This is a genomic window from Streptomyces sp. IBSBF 2435, from assembly GCF_036815005.1.
Classification (GTDB): domain Bacteria; phylum Actinomycetota; class Actinomycetes; order Streptomycetales; family Streptomycetaceae; genus Actinacidiphila.
Window position 1 is genome coordinate 1 of sequence record NZ_JAJSYW010000301.1, and the last position, 5,003, is coordinate 5,003.

Consider the following 5,003-nt stretch of genomic DNA (forward strand, 5'->3'; position numbering starts at 1 on the left):
CCTCCCTTCCGAGACCCCCACCCTCTACCGCGCCGAATACCTGGCGGCCAGCCTGCTGCTGGACGCGCTCCCGGGCGGCGGGCTCGCCCCGGGTGCCGGGGATGGCGGCTCAGTGCTGCCGGGGGCCGGCCTTCCGCCGGGCGCGGTGAGCGTGCCCGGTTCCGGGAACGCCGGGGTCCGGGCGGGCCGCTCGGTGCCGGGCGGGACTTCCGCGGGCGCGCCGGCGCTGCTGGGGGCCGGGGTTTCGGCCGAGGTTGCCGCGTTCGTGCGGGAGGCCGCGGAAGTGCGGGTGGACGAGGGCTATCAGCGGGGGGTGCACGATCACGACGCCGCGCTGCTGCTCAGCGCGCTCGCTGCGATCGCGCCCGGGGCGGGGCTGCTGCGGTATCCGCCGGGGGTGCGGGTGGCGGCGCGGCTCTTCTGGGCGCACGGCCTCCCCGCGGTGGCCCGCGCGGCCTGGACGACCCGGGCGCGTTCGCTGACCCGGGCGGCGGCCTTCGCGGTCGGCGCGCTGCCGGGCGGTCCGACCGCCGCCGTGCCCGGGTCCGCGGATGCCCTCGGCGCGGGAGCGCCGGGCCTCGCGGCGTTCTCCGGCGGCACCGCCGCCCTGGCCGCGCTCGCGGCGGAACTAGGGGGTGCCGCACGGGACTTCCTCGATGCCGCCGGGCTCGGCGGCATCGAGGCGGACGGCGGACTCGTCGGCGAGTACCTGGTGGCCGAACTCGCCGCCGAGCGGCCCGGCTTCGTGGCGGGACCGGCGGCGGAGGACGTCGCACGGCGGTTCGCCGCGGCGCTCGGCGGCACCGAGGGGGTGCCGTACAAGGAGGTCGTCGGCGATCTCGACGCGCTCGGCGGCGACCTGGCCGCCCGCTGGCAGCTCGCCCTCGGCTGGCTCGGCCCCTTCGCGGGGCCGCACGGCGACCACCTGGAGACGGCCGCCGAGCTGGTCTGCGGCGCGGACTCCGTACGGTACGAGGCCGGCGGTCCCGCCGAGGCCACCGTGGACGGCCTGCTCGGCTCGCACCCCCGGGTCGTCCAGGGCAGGTTGACCGTCCGGCTGGACGAACTCCTCACCCGGGTACGCCGGTTCCGGGACCACGAGGTGCCCGCGTACCGGGCGTACCAGCGGCACCGGACCGCCGTCGTCACCGCCGAGCGGGACCGGCTCGGGCTCGACGCGTACCGGCCGCGCCCGCTCACCGGCTTCGTACGCAACCGGTTGCTCGACGAGGTCTACCTCCCGCTCGTCGGCGACAGCCTCGCCAAGCAGTTCGGCACCGCGGGCGGGCTGCTGATGCTGCTGTCGCCGCCCGGCTACGGCAAGTCGACGCTGGTCGAATACGTCGCCGCCCGCCTCGGGCTCGCCCTCGTCACCGTCTCGGGTCCCGCGCTCGGCACCGGCACGACCTCGCTCGACCCGGACCGGGCGCCCGACGCGACCGCCCGGCGCGAGGTCGAGAAGCTGGACTTCGCGCTGGCGCTCGGCTCCAACGTCCTGCTCCACCTGGACGACATCCAGCACACCTCGCCCGGACTCCTGCAGAAATTCATCCCGTTGTGCGACGCGCAGCGCCGCATCGAGGGGGCGGGCGGCACGTACTCCCTGCGCGGGAAGCGGTTCGCCGTCTGCATGTCCGGCAACCCCTACACCGAGTCCGGGCGGGTCTTCCGGGTGCCCGACATGCTCGCCAACCGGGCCGACGTCTGGAACCTCGGGGACGTGCTGACCGGACGCGAGGAGGTCTTCGCGCTCAGCTACGTCGAGAACGCGCTCACCGCCAATCCCGTCCTCGCGCCGCTCGCCGGCCGCGAACGCTCCGACCTGGAGCTGATGCTGCGGCTCGCGGCGGGGGATCCGACGGCGCGCGCGGACGCGCTCGCGTACCCGTACGAGGGGGACGAGCTCGCCTCGATCGTCGCCGTGCTGCGGCATGTGCTGCACGTGCGGGGCGTGCTGCTCGCCGTCAACGCGGCGTATATCGCTTCCGCGGTGGGGGAGGGGGGCGGCGAGCCGCCGTTCCTTCTGCAGGGCTCCTACCGTGACATGGCCCGCCTCACGGGCCGCCTCCACCCGTCCCTGACGCCGGCGGACGTCGACGCGATGATCTCCGATCACTATCGTGCCGAGTCGCACACCCTGGCCGGCGGCGCGGGCGCCGCCCTCCACCACCTGTCGGCCCTGCGGTCCGCCTTGCCCTAGCCGCCCGCCGTGTCCCCGGGTGCCCCTTGCGGTGGCGTGCTCGTCGGCGGCGCCGCGCTCCGGCCAAGCGCGCAGTTCCCCGCCCCTGTGCGGGTGCCACTTCCTGTGGCGTTCACACTGCCGCCGCGCTCCGGCCGGCCGCGCGGTTCCCCGCGCCCCTACGGGGCTCGTCCTCCACCGCAGAGGGCGACCCCCGGAGGCGCGGGGAACTGCGCGCTCAGCCACGACGGTGGGGCAGGCGAAAGGTCACCGCGATGGGCACCGCCCGAGGGATCCGCTGACGCCGGCGCGAGCTAGGAGCGCCCGCGCCCGCGTAGCGCGGAGGCGGGCGACCACCGGCGCCCCCCGCCGGGAGGCGAGCGCGAGGGGCCACCCCACCGCACCCCCCAAAGCCAGTGCGGCCAGCACATCGTGGGGGTAGTGCACGCCGACCCACACCCGCGACGCCCCCATCAGCAGCGCGACCGGCACCGCGAAGAGCCCCATCCGCCGCGAGGCCAGCAGGAGCGCGACGGCCGCCGCCGCGGCGATGGCGGAGTGATTGCTCGGGAAGGCGTAGTCCCCGAGCGGCGGACACGTCTCGACCGTCACCGTGTGCAGCGTCCTGCACGGACGCTGCTCGGCGAAGACCGACTTCACGCCGTCGTTGACGAGGTAGACCGCGACCACCACGAGCGGCACGCACAGCGCCGCCGCCATCCGGGCGTCGTCCGCCGGCCTGGCCCGCCACCACACCACGAGCATCATGACGGCGAAGATGCCGAGCCCGTAGTCGCTGAAGCAGCGGACTGCGTCGTCCAGCGGCACCGGCGCGCGGTGGGCGAGGTCGGTCACCCAGCGGTAGAGGCCCGCGTCGAATTGCGAGGTCACAGGCCCTCCGCCGAGGAGTCCGCGGACTTGCGCCGGCCGCGTACGACTTCGAGCACCAGCGGCGTCAGCGAGACGGCCACGATGACCGCGACGATCGGCAGCAGGTAGGTGTCGACGTGCGGGACGGACGAGCCGAGCGCGTATCCGCCGAGGACGAGGCCGACGCTCCAGACGGTGCCGCCGATGATCTGCCAGAGGGTGAAGGTGCGGGCGGGCACGTCGAGCGTGCCGGCCAGCGGGTTGAGCACGGTGCGGACCACGGGCACGAAGCGGGCCAGGACGACCGCCTTGGCGTACCCGTACCGTTCCAGCAGTTCGGCCGCCCGCGCGGCACCCTCGTGGATCTTGCGGTTTCTGGTTCTGGCGAGCAGTGCTGGCCCGCCGCGCCGCCCGATGGCGTAACCGGTCTGCGCCCCCAGCAGCGCCCCGGCCAGCGCGGCGACGAGCACCTGCCAGAGCGAGAGGTGCACCACGTCGGACGCGCCGGCGACGCTGAGCAGCCCGGCGGTGAAAAGCAGCGAGTCACCGGGCAGGAAGAAGCCGATGAGCAGGCCGGTCTCGGCGAACAGGACGGCGAAGATGCCGACCGCTCCGAAGGAGGACAGCAGCGAGGTCGCGTCGAGGACGTTCACGGCCTGGTTCAGCACGGGCAGGGGCATGGCGGTGGAGCCCTCCCATAATGGGTCCGGGGGCGCGGCGGGGCACCCCTGCCGACTACAGTCGAGTAGACGGTCTACAGAACTGTAGACGAACGAGCGGGAAGGAGCGATTCCATGCCGGACGCCAGCGCGTCGGCCCGCCGCCCTTCGGGTGAGCTGGAGGCCAGCGTCCTCGCTGCGCTCTGGGCGGCGAACGGCCGTGCGCTCACTCCCGCCGATGTGCAGCGGGAGCTGGTCGTCGCACTCGGCGCCGACCTCGCACGCACCACCGTCACCACCATTCTCGCCCGTCTCCACGACAAGGGCTCCGTCAGCCGCACCAGGGCCGGCCGCGGCTACGCCTATCTGCCCGCCCAGGACCCGCCGGGCCTCGCCGCCCGCCGGATGCGCACCGAGCTGGACAAGTCCGCGGAAGGCCTGCGCGGCACGGTGCTGGCCCGCTTCGTGTCCGAGCTCGACCCGGACGACGAGCGGCTGCTGCGCGCGCTGCTGGCCGACGTCCCGCCGGACGGCACCGGCGGCGGCAGGGGCGCCGGGTCGTGAACTACGCGGTCTGGGTCCCGCTGCTGCTCCCGCTGCTCGCCGCGCCCGCCGCGCGGCGGCTGGCCGAGGCGCTGTCGCCGCGCGCGGCGCCCTGGCTGCTGGCCGGGTCCGCGGTGGCGCTCGCCGCATGCAGTACGACCGCGCTCGCGCTGCTGGCCGGCGCCGGAGCGTTGCGGCTGCCGCCGGTGGCCGCGCTCGGGCACCTCGTGCTGCCGGTCCTCGGCGACCAGGTGACGGTGCCGGCCGCGTGTGTCGCCGCGGTGCTGCTCGCCGCGGTCGCCGCCGCGCTGTTCCACGAGTCGCGGCAGCGCGTCGTGCTGGCCGCCCGCGCCCGCCGCGCGGTGGCCGCCTCCGGTACGGCGGCCGGCGACCTGACCGTCCTGGACGACGAAGGCCCCGACGCGTACGCGCTGCCAGGCCGGCCGGGGCGGATCGTGGTCACCACGGGGATGCTCAAGGCCCTCGGCCCGGCGGAGCGCGAGGTGCTGCTCGCGCACGAACGCGCCCACCTCGCCGGCCGCCACCACCTCTTCCTCACCGCCCTCGCGCTGGCCTGCGCCTGCCACCCGGCGCTGCGGGTGCTGCGCGGCCCGCTGTCGTACGCGCTCGAACGCTGCGCCGACGAGGCCGCCGCCGCGGCGGTGGGCGACCGCCGCGTCGCCGCCCGCGCGATCGGCCGGGCGGCGCTGGCCGCCCGCCCCACCGCCCGGCGCCCCCGTACGGCCCTGTCC

4 protein-coding genes and 1 pseudogene are annotated in these 5,003 nt (G+C 75.8%); 3 read left to right on the plus strand and 2 right to left on the minus strand.

Annotated elements, in window-relative coordinates:
* Positions 1 to 2,200: pseudogene (locus V7E46_RS32375) on the plus strand (DNA repair ATPase); the annotation flags it as partial.
* A gap of 246 nt (positions 2,201 to 2,446) precedes the next feature.
* Here the strand turns inward: V7E46_RS32375 and V7E46_RS32380 are convergent.
* Both V7E46_RS32380 and V7E46_RS32385 read right to left on the minus strand, forming a co-directional pair.
* Positions 2,447 to 3,070, minus strand: a complete 624-nt coding sequence (locus V7E46_RS32380) for a phosphatase PAP2 family protein (protein WP_333771746.1) — start codon at positions 3,068 to 3,070, stop codon at positions 2,447 to 2,449.
* The gene (locus V7E46_RS32385) at positions 3,067 to 3,729 is read right to left on the minus strand and encodes a DedA family protein (RefSeq protein WP_333771747.1); all 663 of its coding nucleotides are present in this window, start codon (positions 3,727 to 3,729) and stop codon (positions 3,067 to 3,069) included. The genes V7E46_RS32380 and V7E46_RS32385 overlap by 4 nt, the downstream gene beginning before the upstream one ends.
* Positions 3,730 to 3,843: 114 nt before the next feature.
* Between V7E46_RS32385 and V7E46_RS32390 the strand changes: the two genes are divergently transcribed.
* A complete protein-coding gene (locus V7E46_RS32390; RefSeq protein WP_333771748.1) occupies positions 3,844 to 4,272 on the plus strand; it encodes a BlaI/MecI/CopY family transcriptional regulator in 429 nt (142 codons plus the stop codon).
* On the plus strand, positions 4,269 to 5,003 hold a 735-nt coding region (locus V7E46_RS32395), incomplete at its 3' end, for a M56 family metallopeptidase (protein ID WP_333771749.1). The genes V7E46_RS32390 and V7E46_RS32395, both read left to right, overlap by 4 nt.

Excerpts from the sequence above, each read along its gene's own strand:
- V7E46_RS32390 (WP_333771748.1), top strand. The coding sequence starts at position 3,844 with ATGCCGGACGCCAGCGCGTCGGCCCGCCGCCCTTCGGGTGAGCTGGAG.
- V7E46_RS32385 (WP_333771747.1), bottom strand. The coding sequence starts at position 3,729 with ATGCCCCTGCCCGTGCTGAACCAGGCCGTGAACGTCCTCGACGCGACC.